Here is a 25746-nt window from a genome sequence, read left to right as displayed (position 1 = left end):
GGGGCCGGTTGTGCCGGCCCCGGCGGTTCAAGCCATGGTCATGAGTTGGGCGTTTCCGCCTGCGGCGGCGGTATTGGTGCTTATGGATTGCTCGTGGAACAGCGCAGCCAGGTCATAGCCGCGGCCCGCATGCAGCTCGTCGCTGTTGCGGCTTTCCACGCGCACCAGGGCACCGTCGCGCGCGGCGACCTGGGCGCAGACCTGCAGCAGGGCGTCGCCGTCGCCCTCGAACAGCAAGGCCGCCATGGGCGATGCCGAATCGGCCAGGGAGTCGGCGCTGGCGCTGTGCAGCCATGGCACACCGGCATCGCCCGCAGCGGCGCGCAGCGCCTGCCAGGTGGCGGCGCAGCCGCTGTCGGCGCCTGTTCCGTTGTCGGGCAGCACGGCATGGCAGGCGTTGCCGCTGGCCAGGGCTGCTGCCACCTGGGCCACCAGGCCCAGCGGCGTGCGCGGCAATGCCCAGACGGGGCCGCGCGGCAGCAGGCGGTAGCGGTTGGATTCGCCCGTGGGGCCGGGCAGCAGCATGGCGGCGTCCAGGCGCGAGGCGGCCAGGGCCTCGTCGCAGGCGGCCAGGGCCTGCACCTGCTCATCGGCGGACATGTCCTGGGGCGGTGCCTTGGACAGCGTCTCGCGCAGCAGGCCCAGCAATTGCAGCGGTGCCTGGGCGGACGATTCGGCCCGCGCAAAGACGGACAGCGCCGCGCTCGCTGGCCCCTGCGCCAGCCGGTGCAGGTACAGCGGGCCGCCGGCCTTGGGGCCCGTGCCCGACAGGCCCATGCCGCCAAAGGGCTGCACGCCCACCATGGCGCCGATCACATTGCGGTTCACATAGATGTTGCCCGCATGCACGCGCTGGGTGAGGTGGGCAATGGTCTCGTCGATGCGGCTGTGCACGCCGAAGGTCAGGCCGTAGCCGGTGGCGTTGATGCCATCGACCAGCGCGTCCAGCTGCTCGCGCTTGAAGCGGATCACATGCAGCACGGGGCCGAAGACCTCGCGCTGCAGGCGCGTAGTGCTGTCGATCTCGATGAGGGCCGGGGCCACGTAGTGGCCATTGAGCACGCCGTCCTTGCGTTCCACGCGGGTGACCTTCTGGCCCGCCGCGGCCATCTGCTCTATGTGCTGCTCGATCTGGCGGCGCGCCGCGTCGTCGATCACGGGGCCCACATCGGTGCTCAGGCGGTCGGGGTTGCCCAGGTTCCACTCCTGCAGCGCATCGCGCAGCATGGTCAGCGTGCGGTCGGCCACCTCGTCCTGCAGGCACAGCAGGCGCAGGGCAGAGCAGCGCTGGCCGGCCGAATCGAAGGCCGAGGCCAGAACATCGGCCACCACCTGCTCGGCCAGGGCCGAGGAGTCCACCACCATGGCGTTCTGGCCGCCGGTCTCGGCAATCAGCGGAATGGTGCGGCCCGCAGGCGACAGGCGGCGGGACAGCTGGCGTGCAATCAGGCGCGCCACCTCGGTGGAACCCGTGAACATCACGCCCGCCACCTGGGCATGGGCCACCAGGGCTGCGCCCACGGTCTCGCCCGTGCCCGGCACCAGCTGCAGCGCGTCGCGCGGCACGCCAGCCTCGTGCAGCAGGGCCACCATGGCGGCGGCCGTCAGCGGTGTCTGCTCGGCAGGCTTGGCCAGCACCGTGTTGCCGGCGGCCAGGGCCGCAGCCACCTGTCCGCAGAAGATGGCCAGCGGGAAATTCCAGGGACTGATGGCCAGCACCACGCCCAGCGGGCGCTGCGCGGCGTTGTCGAAATGCGCGGCCGCCTGGGCGCCGTAGTAGCGCAGGAAGTCCACGGCCTCGCGGACCTCGGCCACGGCGTTGGAAAGGGTCTTGCCCGCCTCCCGCATGATCAGGCCCATCAGCGGCTGGCTGCGTTGCTCCAGCAGGTCGGCGGCGCGGGCCAGCGCGTCGGCACGGGCGGCGGGCGGTGTGCCGGCCCAGATGGGCGCGGCCTGCGCGGCGCGCGCGGCGGCGGCTTCGGCCTCGGCCGCCGTGGCCTCGCGCACCCAGCCCACGATGTCGGACAGCTCGGCCGGGTTGCGCATGGGCTGCCAGCCTTCGGTACGCGCCGGGTCGGCCGGCAGGTCGGCATCTGCGGGGGCGGCCAGATAGGTCTGGCGCGTGCTGTGCAGCAGCGCGGCGGCCAGCGATGCCAGTTGCTGCTCGTGCGCCAGGTTCAGGCCCTGGGAATTGGCGCGGGCCTGCCCTGCCTTGTCTCCCTGCTGCGCGAACAGATCGGCCGGCAGCGCAATGCGCGGGTGGGGGGCGCCCAGCCGGCCTTCGTTGCGTGCGATCTTCATCACCTCGTCCACCGGGTCGGCCACCAGGTCGGAGACCGGCACGGAGGCATCGCCGATGCGGTTCACGAACGAGGTATTGGCACCGTTCTCCAGCAGGCGGCGCACCAGATAGGCCAGCAGCGTCTCATGGCTGCCCACGGGCGCATAGATGCGGCAGGGGCGGGCCAGCTTGCCTTCGGAGGCCGGGCCCGTCACCTGTGCGTACAGCGGCTCGCCCATGCCGTGCAGGCACTGGAACTCGTACTGGCCGCTGTAGTAGCTGCCGCCCACGGCCTGGGCCAGGTGGTAGATGCTGGCCAGGGTCTGTGCGTTGTGCGTGGCGAACTGGGGGTAGATGGCATCGGGCGCATCCAGCAGCTTGCGCGCGCAGGCCAGGTAGCTCACATCGGTATAGACCTTGCGCGTATAGACCGGGTAGCCGGCCTGGCCGCCTTCCTGGGCGCGCTTGATCTCGCTGTCCCAGTAGGCGCCCTTGACCAGGCGCACCATCAGGCGGCGGCGGCTGCGGCGGGCCAGGTCCACCAGGTAGTCCAGCACCTGCGGGCAGCGCTTCTGGTAGGCCTGGACCACAAAGCCTATGCCGTTCCAGCCCTTGAGCGAGGGCGCGGCACACAAGGCTTCCAGCAGGTCCAGCGACAGCTCCAGCCGGTCGGCCTCTTCGGCGTCGATGTTCATGCCGATGTCGTACTGCTTGGCCAGCTCGGCCAGCTGCAGCACGCGCGGCAGCAGCTCGGCCATCACGCGCTCGTACTGCGCGCGGCTGTAGCGCGGGTGCAGGGCCGACAGCTTGATGGAGATGCCCGGCCCCTCGAAGATGCCGCGTCCGTTGGAGGCCGCGCCAATCGCGTGGATGGCCTGCTCGTAGGCCTGCAGGTAGCGCTGTGCGTCGGAATCGGTGGCGGCCGCCTCGCCCAGCATGTCGTAGCTGTAGCGAAAGCCCTGTTTTTCATAGGCGCGGCTGTTGGCCAGCGCCTCGGCAATGTCCTGGCCCGTCACGAACTGCTCGCCCATCAGCTTCATGGCGCGGTGCACGCCCTGGCGGATCAGCGGCTCGCCGCCCTTGCCGATCACGCGCGTCAGCGCCGACGACAGGTTCTTCTCGCTGCTCGTGGACGTGAGCTTGCCCGTCAGCACCAGGCCCCAGGCCGCCGCGTTGACGAACAGCGAGGGCGAGCGGCCTACATGGGCGCGCCAGTCGCCCTTGCTGATCTTGTCGCGTATCAGCGCATCGCGCGTGGCACGGTCGGGAATGCGCAGCAGCGCCTCGGCCAGGCACATCAGCGCCACGCCTTCCTGGCTGGACAGCGAGAACTCCTGCACCAGCGCCGCCACGCCGCTGCCGGCCGGCGCATCGCGCAGGCCCTGCACCAGCCGGGTCGCCAGCTCGCGCACCTTGTCGGCCTGTTGGGCATCCTGGGCGCGTGCCAGCGGCAGCAGCACCGGCAGGCACTCGGGCTCGGGCCGGTGCCAGGCGGCCGTGATGGCAGCGCGCAACGGCGTCTGCGGCAGGATGGATTGGGCGAATTCCAGAAAAGGTTGCACCTCTTGCGGGCTGCTGGGTTGCGCTTCTTCCAACGCCACATCGCCCTGGCTGTCGCCCGCGCTGGAGAGCCGGATGGTGGTCGCGCCGCGCTCCAGGGCATCGACGTACTGTACAACCGCCTGCTTGATCAGCCAGTGCGGTGTGCGCCCTATCTGCTGGGCGGCGATGCGGATGCGCTCGCGCAGAGCGTCATCAACCTTGATGCCTACGGTGGTGGACATGGTGTGCCAGTGAGGAATGGAAAAGGTGGGAAATGCGAATGGACATGCACCATGAAGAAAACATGGTGCAACCTTGCTTGGTTGAAATGTCGCAGAGGTTGCGACGTTTTTGGACTGGGGTTAACCCTTTTGTCTCGTGGCCCAAGCCGATACCGCCGTGTTACGGCCGTGCTGCGACCGGCCTACTGGTAGTCGATGGTGAAGGTCGCCAAGGCATTTGCACTGCCACCGCCGCTCACGGTATTCCTGATTTGCCGGTAGCGCGCCTCCAGGTCGATCTGGAAATTTGCCGTGCCCTGCGAAATCGTGCCCGCCTGCCAGCCGTTGGCTGCGCCAAAGCCCTGGATCGCGCCATTTCTCAGCACCTCCACGCCAACGCCGCTGACCTGCGAGCCGGTCAGCGCCAGCACTGAGGGGACTTGCGTGTCCGTCGTGCCCGACAGCGTCACGAACGGCTTGATCTGGGTGTTCGGGTCGCCGCCGGAGCAGCTCAGCTGGATGGAGAAGGGCACCTTGTCCGTGGTCGCACCCAAACCCGTGAAGCGTGTGTCGGGATGCGTGCCCAGCGGTACGCTGATGCTGTCCGACACCAGCGTGCAGGTGGGATTGATGGGGACCAGGGTGACACCGGAGAAAACGTATTGCGCGGCGAGTGCTCCGGCAATTTTCATTTCCATGTATGGTCCTGCCAGTTGGATATCTCCAAAAATAGTACTGATGGGTCCTGTTTTTATGAATTCTATTGTAATGATGAAATTTTCTCCCTCGGGAATGGGATACGAATTTGTTAGTATGGGCAGTTCGTTGGGAATTGTTCCAATCCCCTTCATCGATATTCGCAATCCTATTCCGGAGACATTGCTGGGGTAGATTCTGACATCAGGTGCTCCGATTCCTGAAAATGAAGGTCTGCTAGCGCCGGAGCAAACCACTTGCGCAATTATTGATGAATGAGTCTTGTTGTTGACTACTGGTTTAATCGGAATTGTTGCAAACACTTTGCCGTTTGGTTCGGAGTTTATGTTGATGGGTAAACTCAGGACCTGATTCACGGGGTAAGATGCAATGTAATGGTTCTTTCCATCAGTGGTCGGATTGGAGTCAGCCGGCATGCAGATTGCTGCATGGGATGCGGAAATGGTGGAAAAAATGATTCCCATGGAAAATGCGAAAAGCTTGTATATATTCATTCTGGTTCTCCATCTGGAATCAAGGCGCCACTTCGAAAGAACAACGTGGCGTCTTGTGCCGTGTGCCGTTAGCCCTGGCATGTGCAGGCGCATGGCATCTCTGAGGAGTGCAGCGCCTGCTCCAGGGCCCTCGCAAAGGCAGGTTTGGGATCAGTGGCGGTTGAACGAAAGCTGGGCGACACTGGAACTTCCCATGACCGGCTTGATGCCTGGCAGTTCATCAGCAAGGCAGGATGGAGCTTTGGCGATCATTTTCGGCAGCCTGCCCTCAGCAGCGGGGCGACCGGAAGAATGGGCGACGGCGGCCGTGGCCGGGTTCTCTGCGCTGAGGCTCGCGGTGCAGAACGGACCGGTCGGAGCGGCGGCCTCACGGTCAAACTGGTATTGGGCGATGACCACGTCGTCGACCTTGTATTGAAGGAAAACCCCTTTGAGGGGCCCTGCCTGTTTGATCGGGCCAATCTTCACCAGATAGATAAAGATGGGAGCATCGGACAGTTCCTGGATGGGAAAGTAGCTCTGTATTGCATTGCTTGGGTCGGTCGGAACAGGCATTTTTCTGAAATCTATGCGCAGTCCTATGCCGGGAATGGAGCTCTCATAAGCCCGGTGCTTCTGGTGAAAGGTGCCCACGCCATACCAGCCAGAGGTTTGGTATTTTGCACAGAACATTGCACCCCCTTTCATTCCAGTATATTTCTTGTTGATGATATAAGGGAGAAAGGCGACGCGGCCCACTACACTGCCGATTGCACGAGATTCAATATCAAACGGCAGTGGGACCTCCAGCGTTCTACTGGGCAGGAGGACATAGTGATTTTTGCCATCGTTGATGGAATTGCCGACTCCATCGTTAGAGCAAAAAGCTTGCGCGTGTGCCTGACCTATGGAAAAAATGAAGAGTACTGAGGACAATGCGATGGCACGGGTAATGGTCATGAAAATGCTCCGTTGCTGAATGAAAAGGCGGTTCTTGGATTTCAATATCGCAGGGCAGGTGACCGGCGGACCGCGTGCCGGAAAGGGGGTGGGCACAGCCATGTACCGCGTCGGTTCAGACGCCGACCGAGGCCTGGGCTTGCGTCGGCGAGTCCCGCAATTCACCCACCAGGCTGCGATCGATCCGCAGGCCAGGGCTGTTGTCTGCCTGGCCGTCCGGCGCCAAGGGCGGCTGCGCCTGGCCCGTGTACTGCTTCGCATCGGCCGTGGTGCGCAAGACACTGATGCGCAGGCTCAGCCGCAAATCGCCAAGATGCTTCTCGGCCTGGAAGGGCAGGCTGGACTGGCGGGCGGCGATGGGGCGCGAGGTCTCGGCTCTGTGTGTCAGCGCGGCCTGATGGGACGGCGCTGCGGCAAGATGGGACGGCACGCAGTGCAGGTCCATGCTGGCTGGCACACGGGAGCCGGGGGAGCGCTCCCGCGCCGGCAGCGAATAGGCCATGCTGCAATGGGCCGTGCCATCTCCGGCCTTCCACTGGGCGTGCAGCTGCCCCTGGTCCGACAGGCCGCGCAGCATGAGCTTGCCGGCTTGGCCGACCATGCCCAGGTCCTTGCCGCTCTCGTCCGAGACGACGGCGCCGAAAGGCACGGGCGACGTGTCCGCCTGTGTCAGGCGCAGCACGGCCGAGCGACTGTAGGCCGTCCTGAACACCACCATGGCGGCGGCACCGGCCACCGGTGCGACGCGCCGGTTGGTTTCCTGCAGTTCCACATCCATGGACATGCCCTTGGGGTCCAGCGACACCTCGTTCATGGCATAGGGTGTCATGTAGGGCACCACGGCATAGCCCCGTGCATCGATGCGTACACCGGGCGCATTGGTGAGGCGCGCGCCCTCGGCATGCGGGGCCTGCACGATGGCGAAGGTCTCGCCCAGGGGCTGCGACAGCGTGACCCCTCCGGGGTGGGCGACCAAGGCGCCGCGCGCGCCCAGTGACAGTTGCTGGCCGGCCCGGCCCGCGCTCACGCTGCCGCTGAACAGCGTGTACGGGCGGCGGTAGAGGGCATTGGCGCCTGCATTGAGGCGCGATCCCTGGTTGCCGCTGCTGCCGTATTCGGCATTCAGGCCATAGGAGAGATCGCTGCCGGCCTGCCCGTAGGTGCTGGCCTGCAACTGGTTGCCGCCGCGCGAGTCATGTGTGAAACGGCTCATGACTCTGGGCTTTCCCGCCCCCAGCGGAATTGTCACCCCTGCGTACAGCTGCGTGCTGGGGCGGCCCCAGGCATCGCGCTGGCGCGAGGCCGACAAGTTGTAGGGAACGCCCAGCCACGAGCTGCTGTAGTTGAGCGTGTAGTCCACGCGGCGGCCCGCGCGGTTCCAGTAGTTGTCCATGGAGGCGGAAATGCTCAGGTTGCCGCCTTGCTCGCCCAGGCGCTGGCTCAGTGTCATTGCGGCGCGCGTGCGCGGGCGCGACAGCAGGGGCGGTGCGCCGCTGGCAGCGGGCCGGGTCAGGTCGCGCGCCCGCATGGCCTCGTTGATGCCGAAGAACCCGTTGGTGGAATAGCGGTAGGCAGCCAGGGTGATGCCCGTGCCGGACTCCGGGAAGGTCTTGGCGTAGGTGACTCTCAGGCTTTGTCCTGAGTAGCTGCGGTCATGGGGGATGCGGGTGTTGGCGTGTGTGAGGTCCAGGCCAAAGGCACCCCATGGTGTATTGAACACGGCGCCCAGCGTGGGCGAGAAATAGCCCTTGGCGACCGTGGCGCCGCCATAGGCCGTGAGCATGTTCGAGAGGCCGTACTGCCAGCCTGCCTGCGAGAAGAGCGGAGCGCTCTCACGCAGGCCGCGCACCGCGCCTGCTGTGAGGCTGTAGCGGTGCTGGCCCTCGCGCAGCGAACGAGGAACGGCCGCATAGGGCACCGAGAAGGAACGCACGGAGCCGTCGGCCTCCTCGATATCCACCTGCAGGTCGCCGCCATAGCCGGTGGGGTACAGGTCATTGATCACGAAGGCGCCCGGTGCCACCGTGGTCTCTTGCAGCTTGATGCCGTTCTGGCGGATGACCACCCGAGCGTTGGAATTGGCCACGCCGCGCACCACGGGCGCGAAGCCGCGCTGCGACTCGGGCAGCATGCGGTCGTCCGTGCGCAGCCGCAGGCCGCGGAAGGAGACCGAGTCCATGATCTCCCCGTCGGTGTAGGTGTCGCCCAGGATCAGTTGCGATGACCAGTCGGCGATGTCGCGCTGCGCATAGGCCGAGATGCTCTGATACCGGCTCGGTCCCTGATCGCTCCAACTGAACGAGCCACTGTGCCGGAAATGCCAGCGCGCATAGTTGAAGCCGCTGTTCAGGCCCAGGTAGCCCTGGGTGCTGCTGCCCGCTGGCCCGCCGCGCGCATGGTAGGTGTTGAAGTCATAGCCGAGCATGCCGGTCGTCACGCCCGCGTTCCACTGCTCCGGACTCACGTAGCCGCTTGGCACGCGCCGCATCAGGATCTGGGGAATGCTCACATCCAGTCGTTGCAAACCTACGTTGAAGCTTGCGGAAGCGCCGGGGACGACCTTTTCAATGCGCAGGCACGCCGGGTCTCCATCCACAACATCCTCGTTCGCCGGCAGGCTCGCCATGTCAATGTCCATTTGCTCCAGCAGGGACATGTTGAAGCAGGGCTGGGCACTGGTACCCCGACTGCGTTGAGTGAACCGCATCTCGGTGCGGGTCATCCAGTTGCCGTTGACCAGAAGGTCCGGGTTGTAGAGACCCGGTTCCACAGAATTACCCTCTGCAAAACGCAAGACATCAATCCCGTCGCCTCCTCGCAGAAAGCTGCTGTTGAATTCGATGTGCTGTGCGCGTGCGGGCGGCATCCTGCCGGCGGTGTGCTCTGTTTGCGAGGCGCGCATATCCATTTGCCAACAGGCCAGTACTGCCAGCAGCAAGGCATGTAGTGGTTTGGCCTTGAACGGGAAACAGCCTGGCTTCCGTACCCTGTCGGCTTTTTTCTTCATAGCAATCCCTCTCGATGGACATGCCTTTTTGTGCACCTGCTGCGCCGTGCTGCCTACCTCGGCCAGTCACGCGTGACAGGCATGGAGGCTTTCGGTGCTGCGTCAGGGCTTCGGCTACCGTCAGCGCCCAAGTTCGACCCTGTGGCCCTCGGCACCACCCCAGTCGTTGAGGCTGGTGTAGACCACGACTGCGTCCGCGGGAAGCTCCTTGGGTAGTTGTTCGTTTTCGGCGGGCTTCTGGAATGCAAACTTTGCCGTTTCTCCTGGCAGCACATGTCCTACATTCATCTTGAAACTCTGGCCAGCTGCCTCTATGGCGATATGACCCAGATTGGCGACATACGCGGTCGGATTGCGGGCATGAAGTACGGCCTGTCCGTCTTGGGTGGTGCTTGCGGACCACTGCAACTGTTCAGGCGCATCCCTGGGCTCGCCCGGCAGGCCCTTGGGGCGATAGATCAGCTTGATGCGCGTGCGAAAGGCCAGTGCGAGGCTGCCCTGGGAGCCTTTCGCGTTCTCGGTCTTGGGCGGCACGTCCAGCACGTTGATCCAGAACAATGACTCTCTGTCCTGGAGTAGGGGCTGGCCGGAATGGATGATGCGCAGCATCTGCTGGTCCGAGGCTTCCAGGCGGGTGAGCGACGGCGCGATCACAAAGGGCACATCTATGCCCTCGGGCGCCATATCTCCATCGCCCGTGTCCAGCCATGACTGCACCAGCGATGGCAATTTTCCTTCATTGGAAATCTTGAGGGTGGCTTCCGTCTCGTCGCCTGAAAATATGACCCGTGTTCCATAGAGGACTATGCTGGCATTGGCCGGGAGGACGCAAATAAGCAATGCAGCCATGGCGAAACAATGTGACAGCAGACTGGATCGGCGATTTTTCACCGGCATAGGAGATCCTGAATTTCTGTATATGAGAGAAATGCCACAGGCATTGGAGGTGAATGCGCCAGCCACCAGAAGGTGGCCGGCGCTTCTCTGAGGCGGTGGACTGCCTATTGATAGTTCATGGTGAAAGTCGCTTCAGCATTCGCCTCTCCTGAGGCAAGGGGCACGGCAGCCACGTAGTACCTGGCGATGTAGTTGAGCGTATTGGTTCCTGATTGCAGGTTGACAGGCGCGGACGGGCCGCTCAGATCCCAGATGGCCGTTGTCGAGTTGTTCTCCAGTAACTGGATGTCGGCCGTGGCATTGCTCGTATTGATGCGGCCGTTCCTGATGGGGCCATCAAAACGGACCGTGGCAGTGGTGGGCTGATTGTTCGCTCCTGGGGTTGAGCAGCCATCCAGCCTGATGGTGATCGTTCTCTGATGGGCGGGAAGAGCAACGTTGCCCACGGCGCCACCGCCAGACGTGAAACCGCGGTCATTGGGAGGTACGATACCGAAATCGATCTTCTGGTCTCGACTTCCCAGATTGACGATGCAAGTGACAGGAGAAATATTTCCTGTGAATCTGACGATTCCACTCTGAGTGGATTGCGCATGGACAGAACTCAGTGCAAGCAAGGACAAGCCCGCAACCGAAAATTTCAATGCAGAAAATTTCATATTTATGCCTGATGAAATTGAGTTTGATGAATATGGTGGATTGAAGTAATGATCTTGTTTGAAATTTTTTCTTTGACGCACCTCCATTTTTGATTTGATATTGGATATTTTTGAATGATTCCAGATATCGATGGCTATAGAGTTGCTGCTGCTGCTGAAAGTTGCAGGTAATATATTTTTTTATGCGTCAATTGGGTGTGGCTGAAGAGGATTTTTTGGAATATGAATTGACGGTGGATTGTTCTCGTTGATGACAAAATTTCGAAGAATCAGATTCTGATTCTTGGCAATTTGTCTGATTGGCTTATTGTCAACACATGCTCGCTGAAATGAAATTGGATAATTCTGAATTTCGCGATTTTCTCTCTAGGAATTTCCTGATTTTTTGAGCGGAGTTATCGGGATTCCCTAGGAATAGTCCTATCTTGTCTTCAATTGCTTACGAATTGGTGATCCGAACTGTGCGTGCGCGGGTCCAGAAATGGCGGGGCAAAGCCTTGTGGGAAGGCTGTCGCCTATGGATTGGGGGGATCTGCGATGCAGCTTATGCCGGCAGACAAGCGGACGATGGTCTTTGCGAGAAGAGCAAGGTCTCGGCTGTGCCGCCCTGCGGCACAAGGCCCGCAGTCAATCTTGCGGGTCTTGATGAACAGCGTTTGGGCAGTGACGGCAAATAGCTGCATGCCGATGGCTACCCGTACCAACGTATCTGCAGTCGGCGCGGGAGTCGGAAATGGAAGCCTGCTGGTGCAGGCAATCAACGTGGCCCTGCATTTGCAGCGGCCCATTTGGGCTGCTTTCCGGTGCTTATGTCTGATCGGCCGATGCCAGGACCCTGATCTTCAAGCTGGGCTGCAGGATGGCCAGCGGACGGTCAGCCCGCAGGGTTTGCTGCGGCGGCTTGTGCTTGCCGGTGCCTGCGTCGTGCCCTGCCGCCACGGGAGTTCTGCCCGCGTTGCTGGTGACTGGCACCGTGGTGGGCAAGGCGCTGATCTTGACGCTCATGCGCAGGCCGTCCAGGTTGCGCTCCAGCTTCAGTGCCTGCTGGCTGTCGCTCGGCTGTGTGGCACGAGCGGGCAGCACTGCAGCCGCAGTGACTGCCGGCGCGCTGGCGACTGCCGTGGCCGGTGCCGTTGCTGCCATGCGTTCCTGGGTGATGCCGGCCAGAGCCACAGCCGACGCAGCGTTGGAGGCCGGGGCGCCTGCCACGGCTGTCTTGGCATTGGTGGTTGCGGTTGAGGTTGCCGCGGTCTTGCCCGGCTTGGCCGATGCTACGTCGGTGGCCGCAGGCAGCAGCTTGTTGCTGGCCACGCAGGGCAGTTCCAGGCTTTGCGGCGGCTGGTGGGTGGTGCTGCGCTTTCTTTCAGGCAGGGTATAGGAGAGGTTGCAGCCCACCATGCCGGTGTCGGTCTTCCACTGCACCTGCAGCTCGCCCTGGTCTGATAGCCCGCGCGCCAGCAGCTTGCCGGCCTGGCCGATCACGCCCAACTCCTTGCCGTCCATGTCCAGCACGCTGGCGCCAAAGGGCACAGGCATGTTGCCGGCCTGCCGCGCGCGGATCACGGCCGAGCGGCCGTAGGCCGTCTTGAAGACCAGCAGCGGCACGGCACCGGCCAGCGGCGCGACGTGCTGGCTGGTTTCCTTGAGTTCCACGTCCGTCGACAGGCCCTTGGGATCGATGGAGACCTCGTTCATCGAGAACGGTGTGAGGTAGGGCACGACGGCATAGCCCCGGCTGTCCACCTTCACTCCGGGCGCGTTGTTGATGCGCGCGCCTTCCGCGTTCTTGGCCTCCACGATGGCAAAGGTGTCAGACACCGATTGCGACAGCGTCACCCCGCCCGGGTGGGCCACGATGGCGCCACGCGCGCCTACCGAGAACTGCTGGTAGCCGCTGCTGGCGCTGACGCTGCCGCTGAGTTCGGTCTGCGATGCGCGGTAGGTGGCGTTGGCGCTGGCACTGGTGCTGCTGCCATTCATGCCACCGGTGTTGTGGTTGGCGCTGAGGCCGTAGGAGATGGCGTTGTCGTCGCCCAGCAGACCGGACAGGTTGGCCTGGGCCTGCACGCGGCCGCGCGAGTCGCGGTTGGTATTGGTGGAGAGCATCATGCCGCGCTCCATGCTGAGCGGAATCGACAGGCCCACGTGCAGGAACGTGTTGGACTGTCCCCAGGCATCACGCTGGCGCGCCGCAGAGAGGTTGTAGGAGATGTTGCGGAACGAGTTGCTGTAGCCAATGGCGTAGTCGACGTTGGAGCCCTGTCGGTTCCAGTACTTGGCAGTGGACGCCGTGAGGCTGAGGTTGCCTCCCCCAGGCCCGAACTGCTGTCCCATGACCAGGGAGGCGCGGTTGCGAGGCCGGTACAGGTCCGTGGAGGGCCGTAGCAGATTGGCCTGATCCCGTGCGCGCATGGCGTCGTTGAGGCCGAAGAATCCGTTGGTGGAGTAGCGATAGGCGGCAATGGCCACGTGGGTGCCGGTCTGCGCAAAGGACTTTGCGTAGCTGGCCCGCAGGCTCTGCCCGGAAAAGGAACCGTCGTGGGGGATGCTGGTGGAGGCGTGCGTGATGTCTGCACCGAAGGCGCCCCAGGGCGTGGTGAGCGCTGCGCCAATCATGGGCGAGATATGGCCCTTGGCCAGGGACACGCCGCCGTAGCCTGTCAGCATATTGGTGAAGCCGTGCTGCCACGTGGCCTGGGAGAACATGGGCGAGGTGTTGGGCAGGTGGCGTACCACGCCCGCAGTGAGGCTGTATCGGTTCTGCCCTTCACGCAGCGACAGCGGCACGGCCGCGTAGGGAACGGAGAAGCTGCGCACGGCGCCATTGGCCTCGGTGATGCTGACTTGCAGGTCGCCACCGTAGCCCGTGGGATAGAGGTCGTTGATGACGAAGGCGCCGGGCGCCACCGTGGTTTCGTAGAGCTTGATGCCGTTCTGCGTGATGGTGACTCGGGCATTGGTGTTGGCCACGCCGCGCACCACGGGCGCGTAGCCGCGCTGGGAGTCGGGCAGCATGCGGTCATCACTGTTCAAGCGTATGCCGCGAAACGAGGTGGAGTCCATCAGGTCGCCACCCGTGTAGGTGTCGCCCAGTATGAGCTGGGAAGACCAGTCGGCAATGTCGCGCTGTGCGTAGGTGGAGATGTTCTGGTAGTTGCCCCGTCCAGTGTCCGCCCAGCTGAAGGAGCCGTTGTGCCGGAAATGCCAGCGGTCGATGTTGACGCCGCCGTTCAGGCCCAGGTAGCTCTGCGTGGTGTTTTCTGCGTTGCTGGAGCGCCCGTGGTAGGTGTTGAACTGGTAGCCGAGCAGGCCTACAGGCACGCCGACGCTCCATTGGTCGGGACTGACATAGCCGCGCACCGAACGGCGTAGCGAGGCCTGGGGCACGCTCAGGTCCAGTCGCTGCTTGCCGAAGTCGAAACTGGTCAAGGCGCCCGCAACGATCTGGTCCAGACGGTTGCAGCCACCGTCGGCCGCCAGCTTCAAGGCGGCCTCGGGCGGCAGGCGTGAGAGGTCGATGCCCACCTTCTCCAGCAGGGCCTTGTCCAGGCAGGGCAGCGCGTCCTGTGAGCCGGACTGGGCCTTGAACTGCACTTCGCGGCGGCCAACCCAGTTGCCGTTGATGTAGATGTCGGGGCTGTAGTTGCCGGGCGTGACCACGTTGGCGCGCGAGTAGCGCGAGACGTCAATGGTCTGCTTGCCGGTGTTCAGAAAGCTGGGGTCGAAGTCGACGGCAGCCGGCGTGGGCTGCCACTGGCCGGTGGACGTGGAGGTCGTGACTTCCTTGACCTGCTGCCCCTGCTGGGCCTCGGACTGCCAGCACACCAGCACGGAGAGCAGCAGCGCATGGCCGGGCTTCAGTTGGAAATATCCGGCAGGGCCTTGGCCTGGCCCCGGCATTGTTCCTTTTCCTTGCCTTGTATGCCGGCTTTTGATTCCCTTTTCTGAATCTGGAAAGACTGGCCTGATCATTTGCTTATCTCCTAATGCTGTGCGCCCGATGCAAAGCGAACGGCCAAGGCCGATGTGCCAGTCCCGGTAAAGAGACCGATGCCGTTTCGCCGGGTATTAACGCTGGGTATCGGTGTGCTGGCCGGGCTGAAAATGCAGTGGCATTAGATAATCAGGCCGGAAAGGACGGGGGATTCGCGTGGCTGTGCTCGCATTGCCCTGTTTATTGGGCGGAATTTCCGATTCTGGCTTCGTGGTTGAGACTGGCGCCCCAATCATTGATGCTGCTGAACATCACCGTGGCACCTGCCGCGCCAGCCATATTGACACCCGCAGGTTCCTTGATTGGAAAGGTGGCCACCTGGCCGGGAAGAACGGGCCCGACGCCTGCCTCGAAGGATTTGCCGCCGAGTTGCACTTCAACGCCAGCCACATTGACCACAAAGGCGCTGGGATTGCGTGCTTTCAATACAGGCTGGTTTTTGGCGTCAACGTCTACCGACCATTGAAGCTGGGTAGGAGCTTCCTGGGCATTGCCGGGCAGGTTGCTGGGTCGGTACATGAGCTTGACACGGGTGCGAAAGGCGAACTGGAGGTTGTTGGAGTCGCCTTCCATTTCCGCCTTGGGCGGGACGTCCAGCACGTTGAGCCAGAACAGGGATTCCTTGTCGGCAGGCAGTGCTTCGCCCGAATAGATGATGCGCAACGTCTGGCTCTTGCCCGCCTCGATGCGCATGATGGTGGGCGTGATGACGAAGGGAACGTCGATGTTCTCAGGCGATTCCTGGTTGTTGCCCTTGTCCAGCCAGGTCTGCACCAGGGCAGGTTTGCTGCCTTCGTTGGTGAGCTGGATGGTGGCTTCCTTCTCGCCACTGGGGAATATGATGCGCGTGCCCGTCAATGTCACGCTGGCCTGTGCCGCCGTTCCAAGAAGAAGGGACAACAGGATGGCAGCAAGCCCATATGAACGTTTGATCGTCAGCATCGGAGAACTCTCTGGGTTTTGAGCGAAAGAATGGGGCCGGGCCCATGTCACGAAAGCAGAAGACACGGCATATCGACCACCGCAAGGCGGCCGATATGCCTGAAAGTCAGTGATTACTGATAGACCAGCGAGTAGGTCACCGAGGTGTCGGTGCGGCCGGCCGTCACGGGGCCGGTGGCCACGTATTCGGAGGCGAAACGCATGACGGCCCGGCCCGTGCCACCGACCTTGTTGTCGATGTCCACAAAGCGTGATTGGGCGGAACCGATCTTCAGACGCTCGTTGTTGCTGGGATCCACGATGGCGATCTGGACACCGGAGGCCACGGTGGGCGCACCAGTACCGCTGGCAGCTGCAGGCTTGAGCATGCCGGTGACCAGATCCACGTTGGGGCCGGCCTCGAAGAACACGGCGACTTTGGAGACAGGCGTCGTGGCGGTGGCGCTGGAGGCCAGCTCGCAGCCACTGAGTTCCAGCGAGAACGCCTGGCGGCCGACCGTGGCGCCCACGGTGGCCAGCTGGTTGTTCGCCACGTTGGGCAGCTTCACGCCGTCCTTGGCTGCGCCGGCGACCGTGGTGTCCACCTTGCAGGTGGTGGTGACCACCTCGCCCGTGAAGTTGATGGTGCCGTCTGCTGCTTGAGCGGTGTTCATGGCCATCATGACCAGGCTGGCGACCGATGTCAGCAATGCGATCTTTTTCATGGGTATTCCCTCGAGTTGAAGAGATAAATGAAATTCCAGCAGCGATGAATGCGCTGATGGAATAAGAGATTGTGTGAATGGTTGAGCGGTTAATAAATCATCAGTGTTCCATGTTCACCTCATCAATCCAATGGTTGGTAACTGTCAGCATGGTCAATGATTTGCAGGGGTTGCGATCATGCTGGAATAGGTGGTGGCGCTGACATGGAGAAATTGTTCGGATGAGGGAGCGTTGGCGAGGGATGGGCGAGGTTTGTTTCTCTGGCATGTTTGAAATTGAATTGCTCAAAGACACCAGTGCCCAATGGCGCGGACGGGGTTCAGGAGAGAATATGTCAAAGAAAAAGGCGAAAAAACCTGTTCTTTGGGTATGTGATGGATTCTAGGTGTGCGCCGCCGTTATATGAAATAGGGCGCATTCTGATTATTTGAGCCTGAATCTAGGAATAGTCCTAGATTTGCTCTGTCGAATGGGGGAAAGAGGGTGCGCAGCCCGCCTGCGCCGGGCGGTTGCCTGTGCTGAGGGTGATGGTGTCTGCGGAGGGGGCGCGGGTCCCGCAGATCAGGAGGGGTGGTCGAGGGCGAAGGCCTGCAAGGGCAGCACTGGCCCTCGGCCCTGTGGATCAGGGGCGCTGGGACAGCAAATACTGCGCCATTTCGGCAAAGCCGTCGCCGCGCTCGGCCTGCGTGACATGGCGAGGCAGGTGCTTGAGCTGGGGCACGAAGCGCGCGATGTTGGCCACGCCCAGGCTGTGGGGCATGTGCTCGAACATCAGCTGGTCGTTGGTGGAGTCGCCGATGTAGATCCAGCGGTCCAGCGTGGCGTCTAGGTCGATGTCGAACAGGGTGCGCAGGATCCATCGCGCGCCTTCGAGCTTGTTGTGCGCGCCAAACCAGCCGTTGATGTGGATGGAGCTGACGGTAGCGTTCATGCCCGCCGCCTTCATGATGGCCACGCACCGGTCAATGTCCTGCTGGGGCATCTGCGTGAATTCGCTGTGGTCCACAGCAATGTCGCATTCGCGGCCCGCCGAGTCGGTGGCGCGCAGCGCGCCGGGCACGGTGGCCTCGATCTCGGCCAGCACCTGCTGCATGCGCGCGTAGTTGGCAGTGCGTGTGGCCTCGTCCTGCTGGTAGAGCGTGTCCAGCCCGCCCTGCGCATTGCGCCGCAGGGCCACGGCGCCGTTCTCGGCCACGATGGCATCCACAGGCCAGGCCTGGGCAAACGGCTCGCTCCAGCCCACGGGGCGGCCGGTGATCGGTACCACGCGCAGCCCGGACTGCTTGAGCTGGGCAATGGCATCAACGACATGGGCCGGCACCACGCCTTCCGTGGTCAGGGTGTCGTCGATGTCGGTGAGGATGCCGAGCGGCGATGCGGGAGGTGTCCAGAGGGACAGCGGCTGGAGGGTTGTGGGCACGGTCGTCAAAATGCAGAAAGCCGCCCGGGGCGGCTTGTAGAAGGGCAGCCCTTGCGCGCACGGACCGTGCGCGCAAGGGCTCCATCCTACTGCCTGGCGAACTCGACGATGGCCTTGTAGAACTTGTCGGAGCCGTCCTTGGGGTTGTCTGGGGACAGCTCCATGCGGTTGACGCCGTGTTCGGCTGCGCCCTTGAAGCGCTGGTTGATCACCGAGAAGTAGTAGGGGCTGATGAAGGTGGCGCCTGCGTCATAGTGGGCCTTCAGCGCGGCCAGGTGTGTTCCTTCCAGCTTCCATTGCTGGGGGTTGAATTCAGGTGCGCCATAGCCGCTGCCGATCTGGTGCTGCTTCATGAAGCCGCGCAGCCAGTCGCTGTCGGTGGCTCCGCCATACATGTTCAGGCCCTGCCGCCAGGGTGCCTTGCCGTCAAGCGTCTGGGTCGAGGCGAACAGCTGTGGATTCCAGGAGGGGTTCACATCGGGAATGATCTGGTGGGAAAAGAGCTTGGCGGCAGGCAGGCCGACTGCAATGGCTCGTTCATGGAATACCGCAAGCTGCGCATACACCTGGGATTCGCGGTACTGGTTCCAATCCTTTGCCAGGGGGTTGTAGTAGACGTCCTGCAACTGGGCAGGCATGTCTAGCCAGAAGCGCACGCCCTGCTTCTCCAGCATGGACGTGGGGGGCATCCACCCGAGCCGTCTGGGGTACAGATTGACCATCTTGCCCTGATTGCGTGGAACGACAACGAAGTTGGCATTGGCCAACTGGTATTTGCGTCCCTTGGACTCGGCCACCACTTGCACGATGTGCTGTCCGGCGGACAGGTTGCTGAAGTCGAGGTTGTAGCGGAACCCGGTGTTGGGACTGGTGATGTTGTCCACGGCGCGGTAGACGTCCAGCCGGTTGAGGCCGCGGGCCATGGGCCCCACCAGCTTGCCGTCCAGATAAAGATCCAGGCGCTCGATTGCCTGCTTTGGGTCCCACAGCCAGCCGCCCACGGGAAGTGTGCCGTCGGCGAATGCGTCATAGTGTTCACCGAAGCCGTTGAGCTTTTCCTTGCGTATGTCCTTGGATGGGGCAGGAATGACGTCGAACGACGCGTAGTCCAGCCCGGTCTGCGCCTTGAACTGCGCGATGCCTTTGTATTTGCTCTGCAGCCATTGGCGAAAGCCTGCCACCGAGCCTGGGCTGTAGTCGGTGACGCGGATGTCCTTGTAGGCGCCCATGCCGTTCTCGAAGTCCGGGAACATGTGGTGCAGTTCACCGGGCAGGGTGTAGGCAATGATGCGGTCCTGTACGGGCTGGGGCAGCTCCCGGATCTTCCTGGCCATGTATTCGAGGGCCTTGAAGCGGTAGTGATTGACGGGCACCGAGGGTTCTGTGGAGAGTGTGTAGGGCAGGATGCGGTAGCCGAAATAGCCCAGTTCCAGAGGCTTGCCGTCGCGCAGCTGCATCAGGTTGACGGGGTCCTTGGCCAGCTCGGCAGCAATGGGGCCGACGGAGTCGAAATGGTCTGCCGAGAAATACAGCACGACCGGACGCTGCACCTTGCGGATAACGTTCAGGAAGCTGTCCACCTTGGCTTCGTCGATTTCCCAGCCCTTGGCCGTGCGCTGGTACAGCCCCAGCAATTGCAGCGTGGCGGTGTAGCCGATCTGCACGTTGCCCTTGGGGCCGCCTGGCTCCAGCGTGTCCAGCAGGCGGTTGACGGCAGCGGAGCCGTCCAGCTTGCGCTGCTGGCAGAAGGAATAGGCCTCATCCATGGACTTGATCCTGGTCTCTGCAACGGCTTCATCGCACAGGAGCATGCCTTCCACCGTGGGCGCGATGACCAGGGGCTGGCTGCGCGTGGCACCAGAACCTGTCTGTGCATGGGCTGCCATGGATGCCAGGGCAAGGCCTGCGGCGATCAGCGTGGATGCGTATGGAAGGTGGAAGGTGCGAGGCAGGTGGGGCATGGATGGGCTGGTGGACAGGACTGGATGTGGCAGGCCGCGAAGACGGCGCGGTCAGGCGACGGCTTCGTCTTCGAGGGACAGGCTGACCGGCTCGGTGGGCACGCTGCTCACGTCGTAGTGCAGAAAGGCGATCAGGCACTGGATGCCGATGATGATGGGCAGTGCCGCGAGCATGACGGTTCCGCTGGTGGCCGGGTGGCTGGTACTGCTGCTGACGACCCAGCGCCAGAGACCAAAGAAGGTGCCTAGCAGCACGAGCAGCGTGCCGCTCAGGCTGTACAGCGTTCCCACGTTGAAGTCGCGCACCAGATAGTTGTAGACATAGCGCCGCCACAGTCGCGAGGCGTGCTTGCGCAGGAATTCGGGCAGCACCTTGCCGATCTTGAGGTTGGATTCCTCATCGGCATAGACCGAATCCATGGGCACGTCCTTGACGACGGCGCGCACGGTGTTCAGGCGGAACAGCATGTCGGTCTCGAAGAAATACCGGCTTTCCAGCTTGTCCAGCGGAAGCTCGGCCAGCACGCAGGTGCGCACGGCGGTGTAGCCATTGGTGGGGTCCATCACGTTCCAGTAGCCGCAGCTGAGCTTGGTCATGAAGGACAGCACTGCATTGCCGAACAGACGCACCGGTGGCATGTCCTGTACCGATTCAGGCCGGTAGAAGCGGTTGCCCTTGGTGTAGTCGGCCTGGTGGCGCAGCAGGGGGCGCACGAACAGCGGCAGCAGCGACGGGTCCATCTGGCCATCGCCATCGATCTTGACCACGATGTCCATGCCGTCGGCAATCGCCGCCTTGTAGGCCGTGACGATGGCGCCGCCCACGCCCCGGTTCTCGGGGTTGTAGAGCACGCGCACGCGTGTGTCCGTGTTGTTCTCCTCGATGAAGCGTCCACTGCCGGCGGGGCAGGCATCGTCCACGGCATAGATGGCCTCTACCTCGGGACCGATGGCATTGATGACACCGAGCACGTGCTGGGTGACCTTGTAGCAGGGGATGGCGACGGCAATGCGCATGGTCGTGGACATGGAGCTCAGGATGCGTGGGCGGTGATGGTAATGCCGGCGAGGATCAGGGCGCCGCCGATCAGCGTGGGAATGCGGATGGGCTCACCCAGGAACAGCCAGCCCAGGCACGGCACGATCACGAATGCCAGTCCCATGAAGGGATAGGCCAGATGCAGCGGCGCATGGCGCAGCACCCAGATCCAGACCAGGGTCGTGATGCCGTAGAGGGCGAGTGCGGTGATGAGCCAGCCGTTGAACACCCAATGCTGCCAGGTGGCGGCATCCGGTATGGATTGCGCGGCTTTCTTGAAAAGCATCTGTCCTAGCGATATGCCCAGGACGCACAGGATGGTGATGCTGGTGAGGAACGGAGTCATGTAGTGGATTGGACGAGGGCGTCAGCGAGGTTCGTGGCGGTAGTAGGGGTCGATGGGCACGCCTTGCTGTATCAACGCGCGAGCGGCTTCGGGAAGCGTGGACCTTAGCAGTTCCGCGCCATGCCAGGTCACGACGGTGCCTGGCGGGCAGTTGAAGCTCACCAGCAGATCGCCGTCGCCTGCCGGACGCAGATTGTCATTGCCATGGAATGCATATGTGTGGGGCTCCCCGTCCAATTGAATGGGCAGTGCGGCTTCCGGCGTGTACCAGCCCTGGGGCTGGTGCCCGTTGGACAGCTGCAATGCCGCTTTGCGGCATGCGCGCGGCGCTTCCGGTGCGGAGACTGCGAACCGCAGTCGCCATATGGCATCCAGGATGCTGTGGGGCGCCAGAGCGGCGGCGTCCATCACGCGCAGCGGGATGAGCAAGGTGGCCGGGCTGGCCTCCAGGCGCCATTGGTCGTCCTGCAATGCCGTGGCATTGACGGCGCGCACGGGACCCATGGCATCCCGGTCCAGCAAGGTCTGCACGGGGCCGGGACGGTAGGGGTTCATGTTCCAGGTTTCGTGGCGAACCGCATGGCGGGTCAGTGCCGGAGGCAGTGCTGCCAGGAGCACGGCGACGAGGATCTTCCCAGGCAGCCATTTCCGCCACCACGTGCGGGCACCTGCCGTCCCGCCGCGCATCGGGCCGGCGGGCCATTGCAGCAGAACGGCGATGCTGACACCGCACAGCAGCATCAGCCAGGGCTCCAGGAAAAAGAGGTTGTAGCGGGTGTTGTAGAGCACGGGGGTCAGTTGCAGGGCCATGCCCAGGACCAGCAGCAGCAGCAGCGATAGCACCACCAGCTTTTCACCGTCCGTCCCCTGGGGTCCGGGCAGTGGCTGTCGGGCTTGCGCGGGCGCGCGTCTGGCTCCCAGGGTTCGTAGGGCCAGGGCCAGGGCTGCGAGGACGATGGCCAACCATTCGAAGGTTCTGAGGCTGCGCAGCTTGGATGCTATGCGCAGCTCGGGCGTGCTGTAGAACAGCCATGCCTTGAGCTTTCCCGCAAAGAACGACGCGTTATCCTGCAGCGAGGTGTTTTTTGCGATGTCCATCGCCACCCGTGCATTGACGCGGTCGGCGTCGCTGTGCAGCGGATTGCCCCGGGTGTGGGGGGCGGCGGTGAGAGGAGTGATGCCTGCGTCGTATTTGAAGCCGGAGTACACAGGCTCCAATCCCATCTTGAACGGACTGAGACCGTAGTAAAGCCCGGATCCGGCGCCGGTGCCAAGGCCCCAGACCCCAAAGCACAGGCCGTTCTTCACGACCACGGCGGCAGGCAGCAGCAGGGCGGCCAGCAAGGCCACGCACAGCCGATGATTGATGTACTTCGCCAGCCGGGCCATGACGCCCCTGGTTGGATGGGCACGGCGCGCGCAGAGTATGGTGAACGCCAGCGCGGCGATCAGGCCACCCAGTGCAAAAAGCTGCAGCACGGGCCGCGACAGCAGGGTGATCGTCAGCCCGGCGGCGAAGAGGCCCAGCATCATGCGGGGGCGGCGGTTGCCCAGCGCGTACTCGGTGGCGGCCGTGGTGCACAGCATCAGACCGAACAGATACGGCGATTCCGTCAGCACCTGAGGGACGAAAGATGCCAGCACCGGGAAGAAGACCAGCAGAGCGGTTGCCACAACACCGGCCCACAGGCCTCCCAGCAGGATGGCGCAACGCCACATCAGCAGGATGCATGTAAGGAACAGCACGCAGTTGGCCAGCTGAATGCGTGCCGGGTCCACATCCCACAGGGCGGCCCACATGTAGCCCAGAGGAGCGACGTGGTAGCTGGAGGGATCCGTGGTCAGAAAAGTCCAGGGCTGGTCCAGCAGCTTGCGGGCATTGGGCAGGTAGGTCCAGTACGCATCACCGTTGATTTCGGCATCTGGCGGGGGGAAGAACCGGATCAGGCGCTTGGTCGCCGCAATCAGCACGAAAGCCAGCCATAGCACTGAAAAATAGAATCCTAATTTGCGCCGCATGAAATTTGAGGCCAATATTCTAGGCCAGAGCTGCGATTTTTCGTTGGAACGAATCAGTCTGTGGGAAAGAGAATTCTTGATTCTAATCGATGGGCCGGAAGCGCCGCTTTGTGGTAATTTGTCGGAAATTTTTTTTACATTTCCGGACGGGGTGGCTGCCGTGCTGGATGGACTTGACGACAGGCTCGTAAATACCGGAAGCAGCACGAGCGGCGCCGTGAAGAAGGAAAGAAGGTATCGATATTCTCCGGCAATAGAGAAGAAGAAGACGGCAGTCAGTTGCAGAACGAAGACACTGCACACGACGAGACCGCTTCGATCCCGCAGGCGCCATGCCTTCGCGGTGGTGGCCAGAATGAGGAAAAGTCCCAGCCAAGGCGCCCAGAATATTGCGCGATATTCCAACGCGAAGTTGTACCATGGCATCAAAATCTGGTGCGACAGCAACTCCCGGAATAGAACGGATGATTCCGATTTTGTTTGCGAAAGAATATATTGCGCGGCTTCGGGAGGCGGAAGTCCGCCATTGGCGAGGGCGGCGTATGTGAATATATTGACCCTGCTTGCCATGAAGGCGGGGAAGTTATGCCAAAGATTGTATTTGAAGAATTCTTTGACAATTGTCTTCTTTGCCTGCTTGGGAAGGTGCAAAAGCGCGGGGCCCTCGTCGCTGAAGATGAGCGGGTCCCAATAGTAGTGGTCGTGGAACTTCAGTATGTGGGCCAGGGATTTTCCCGTGGAAGTCAGCGCTTCCACCGATTTATCGGATATGCGGGGCTTGTCGTACTCCCACAAGCCCATGGGTCTGTGCTCCATGAAACCGACGGTTTCATACAGTGCAAGCGGGAAGACGCTGCCAATGGGTGTGTGGTATTTGTATTGGGTGTTGGCGAACAATGCGATGGCGCACCATGGCAGTGTCACGGCCAGCAGCTTCCATCGATGAAGGCGTGGCAGGACAAAGAACAGTGCGACCAAGCCGATGGTATTGATGAACCCATTGGGGCGGGCGAACAATGCAAAGGGAATTGTCAGGGCCAGCATGCCGCACGCCACCGCATCAATGCGCCGCGCACGGTAGCAAAGCCATATTTCGAAAAGCATGCCCATCATGGCCATGGCATAGATTCCATCGGAATACAGTGCTATGGAGTAATAGAGCACGCTCGGGGCGAGCGTGACAAAGAAAAGGCAGTACCAGAAGCTTTTGTACAGGCGCTGGCCCAGCATCCAGCTCAGGATGCGCGCGCTCACGATGGTGCTGACGCACATCTGCACGATAATGGGGGCTTCCACGAGTCGCCATGGCCCGTAGAGCCAGAGGTTGTAGAGATACCAGAATGCAGGCTTGCCCGCCTGGGCCACTCTGTCGGTTTCCACCTCCAGCATGATCGCCAAGCTGTCCTGCCCCAGAACACCGGGCCAGAAAGCCAGCAGCCAGAGCGCGTAGGCAATACCCAGGAAAGTCAGTAACAGGAGGAATCTTCGTTGCGGGCTTCTGAGCATGGTGCAGGCTACGGTTTGCGGGGCTTGATTTTCAGTGCTCTTTTTTCTATGCCATGCCACGAGGCATAGGCCAGAGCCGTGGTGATGGCGATGGAGAGTGCCAGAACAGCCGTCGAGCCGATGGAGGGCCAGAAAAAATGAACCACGGTTTGCTGTACAGGGAAGGCAATCAGATAAAGTCCGTAGGAAGGGTCTCCCCATCGACCGAACTTGCGCAGAATGGGGGTTGACTGCATTCCGAGATAAATCAGCAGATAGGGCAGGGCTATCATCAAGGCGAGATAGCGGAATCCTGCAAACCAGGTGCAGATACCGGTACTCGTCAACACCATCATCCACAGCAGCGGCTTTTTGCTCCAGTAGGGTTGAAGCACGGCAATGGCAGAACCCTGGATGAAATACACCATCATTTCACGCTTCAGCTTCCAGTCGGCGTGAAAATCGGGTCCATATTTAACCTGGTACCAGATGGTGGTGACCAGGACGGCCAGAACCCAAACCGTGCGAATACGCAGCGCACCCAGCAACCCCGCGCAGGCCAGGATGACATAGCACTGCACCTCGTAGGGAATCGTCCATATGGACCCATTGGCCGCACCCTTCAGAGGGTTGTTCTCGAAAAGGCCTGGAAGTCCGGCCTTTCCATGCAGCCAAATGTTGGACAGATACCCGGAGGTCGCGCTGTCTTGCAGATAGTCCCTTGTCGGCAGGCTGGTAAGCCATACGCCCAGGCCATAGGCCGTCACGACGACGACAACGGTCAGTGCAGGCCAGATGCGCAGGGCGCGCCTCAGGGCAAAGCGTATGAGGTGCGGGTCGTTGTTCCAACTGGACGCGACGAGGTAGCCGCTGACCACGAAGAAAACCAGCACCGCGAAGCCACCCAGCGAATGTATGCCCAGGACCAATGGCTCGAATTGCCCGATGAGGGCGTGGTGGTGGCTGACGAGAACCGCCAGGGCCGCCACGATTCGGATGGCATCGAAGTTGTTGGTATGGGAAGCGGGCCGCAGGAGGTCGGGAGTGCTTGATGTCATGCCTGTCGTCTGGCTTGCCT

Annotated in this window: 15 protein-coding genes; all 15 read right to left on the bottom strand. The window is 62.3% G+C overall.

The window, feature by feature from the left end; translation table 11 throughout:
• Positions 1-27: 27 nt before the first annotated feature.
• Positions 28-4065 carry a trifunctional transcriptional regulator/proline dehydrogenase/L-glutamate gamma-semialdehyde dehydrogenase gene (gene putA, locus ACF8LI_RS24300; RefSeq protein ID WP_392414429.1) on the bottom strand — a complete coding sequence of 1346 codons (4038 nt, stop codon included), beginning with the start codon at positions 4063-4065 and terminating at the stop codon, positions 28-30.
• A 182-nt stretch (positions 4066-4247) separates the two neighbouring features.
• Positions 4248-5255 carry a fimbrial protein gene (locus ACF8LI_RS24295; RefSeq protein ID WP_198820703.1) on the bottom strand — a complete coding sequence of 336 codons (1008 nt, stop codon included), beginning with the start codon at positions 5253-5255 and terminating at the stop codon, positions 4248-4250.
• A 150-nt stretch (positions 5256-5405) separates the two neighbouring features.
• A complete protein-coding gene (locus tag ACF8LI_RS24290) occupies positions 5406-6194 on the bottom strand; it encodes a hypothetical protein (protein ID WP_392414428.1) in 789 nt (262 codons plus the stop codon).
• A gap of 115 nt (positions 6195-6309) precedes the next feature.
• On the bottom strand, positions 6310-9060 hold the full coding sequence (locus ACF8LI_RS24285) for a fimbria/pilus outer membrane usher protein (RefSeq protein WP_392414442.1): 2751 nt from the start codon (positions 9058-9060) through the stop codon (positions 6310-6312).
• Positions 9061-9321: 261 nt separating this feature from the next.
• On the bottom strand, positions 9322-10050 hold the full coding sequence (locus ACF8LI_RS24280; RefSeq protein WP_047472412.1) for a molecular chaperone: 729 nt from the start codon (positions 10048-10050) through the stop codon (positions 9322-9324).
• Positions 10051-10202: 152 nt separating this feature from the next.
• A complete protein-coding gene (locus ACF8LI_RS24275) occupies positions 10203-10844 on the bottom strand; it encodes a fimbrial protein (protein WP_392414427.1) in 642 nt (213 codons plus the stop codon).
• 720 nt (positions 10845-11564) lie between these two features.
• The gene (locus tag ACF8LI_RS24270) at positions 11565-14657 is read right to left on the bottom strand and encodes a fimbria/pilus outer membrane usher protein (protein ID WP_392414426.1); all 3093 of its coding nucleotides are present in this window, start codon (positions 14655-14657) and stop codon (positions 11565-11567) included.
• A 274-nt stretch (positions 14658-14931) separates the two neighbouring features.
• A complete protein-coding gene (locus ACF8LI_RS24265; protein WP_046238983.1) occupies positions 14932-15693 on the bottom strand; it encodes a molecular chaperone in 762 nt (253 codons plus the stop codon).
• Between the two features lie 113 nt (positions 15694-15806).
• Positions 15807-16397, bottom strand: coding sequence for a fimbrial protein (locus ACF8LI_RS24260; RefSeq protein ID WP_016452762.1), 591 nt, complete (start codon positions 16395-16397; stop codon positions 15807-15809).
• 623 nt (positions 16398-17020) lie between these two features.
• Positions 17021-17818: an HAD-IIB family hydrolase gene (locus tag ACF8LI_RS24255; RefSeq protein WP_392414425.1), complete on the bottom strand. Its 798-nt coding sequence runs from the start codon at positions 17816-17818 to the stop codon at positions 17021-17023.
• Between the two features lie 86 nt (positions 17819-17904).
• A complete protein-coding gene (locus ACF8LI_RS24250; RefSeq protein WP_392414424.1) occupies positions 17905-19779 on the bottom strand; it encodes a hypothetical protein in 1875 nt (624 codons plus the stop codon).
• A 51-nt stretch (positions 19780-19830) separates the two neighbouring features.
• A complete protein-coding gene (locus ACF8LI_RS24245) occupies positions 19831-20808 on the bottom strand; it encodes a glycosyltransferase (RefSeq protein ID WP_343740513.1) in 978 nt (325 codons plus the stop codon).
• Positions 20809-20813: 5 nt separating this feature from the next.
• Positions 20814-21164, bottom strand: a complete 351-nt coding sequence (locus tag ACF8LI_RS24240) for an EamA family transporter (RefSeq protein ID WP_017407606.1) — start codon at positions 21162-21164, stop codon at positions 20814-20816.
• A gap of 21 nt (positions 21165-21185) precedes the next feature.
• Positions 21186-24689, bottom strand: a complete 3504-nt coding sequence (locus ACF8LI_RS24235; RefSeq protein WP_252652930.1) for a hypothetical protein — start codon at positions 24687-24689, stop codon at positions 21186-21188.
• Between the two features lie 8 nt (positions 24690-24697).
• Complete coding sequence (locus ACF8LI_RS24230; RefSeq protein ID WP_252652931.1) at positions 24698-25726, bottom strand: acyltransferase; 1029 nt, start codon at positions 25724-25726, stop codon at positions 24698-24700.
• Positions 25727-25746: the final 20 nt, after the last annotated feature.

This window comes from Delftia sp. WSY_12 (assembly GCF_043104645.1).
GTDB lineage: Bacteria > Pseudomonadota > Gammaproteobacteria > Burkholderiales > Burkholderiaceae_C > Comamonas > Comamonas tsuruhatensis.
Note: the sequence above shows the minus strand (reverse complement) of the source record. Positions and strands in the feature narration are given on the sequence as shown.